Consider the following 501-nt stretch of genomic DNA (forward strand, 5'->3'; position numbering starts at 1 on the left):
TGGTATAATAAGATTATTCTAAAAAGAGAGGTGCTTATTATGCCGAGAAAACCAACTTCCTTAACCCTTAATGAAGGCGATTATGAATACCTACGCTCATTGATCAAGCAGAGAACCATACAGGCTCAAGTAGTTATAAGAGCCCATATATTGTTGGACAGATGTAAGGGAACTCCAATTCGTACTATTGCAAAAATATACGATATAAGTCCTTCTACCGTGCAACTATGCATCAAAAAATATATGGATGGCGGAACCAAAAGTGCATTATTTGATGCTCAGCGTCAAGGTCGTCCTGTTGAGATCACAGATGACGCTGTTGCTTGGATTATAGATATTGCTTGTCAGCGTCCCGCTGATCTTGGTTATGCACAAGAGCTATGGACACTTAAGAATCTACATCAGCATATTCAGACTCATGCAGTCGAGGCAGGTTACCCACGTTTGGAAACAATAACAAAGCCTATGGTTCAAAAAATACTAAAAAACTCTGATATAAAG

The 501-nt window shown here is 38.9% G+C and carries 1 protein-coding gene; it reads left to right on the plus strand.

The features are described 5' to 3' along the window. Positions 1–39 precede the first annotated feature (39 nt). The coding region (locus HMPREF0381_RS14265) for a helix-turn-helix domain-containing protein (RefSeq protein ID WP_040462050.1) at positions 40–501 on the plus strand (462 nt) is incomplete at its 3' end.

This window comes from Lachnoanaerobaculum saburreum DSM 3986, from assembly GCF_000185385.1.
Lineage (GTDB): Bacteria > Bacillota > Clostridia > Lachnospirales > Lachnospiraceae > Lachnoanaerobaculum > Lachnoanaerobaculum saburreum.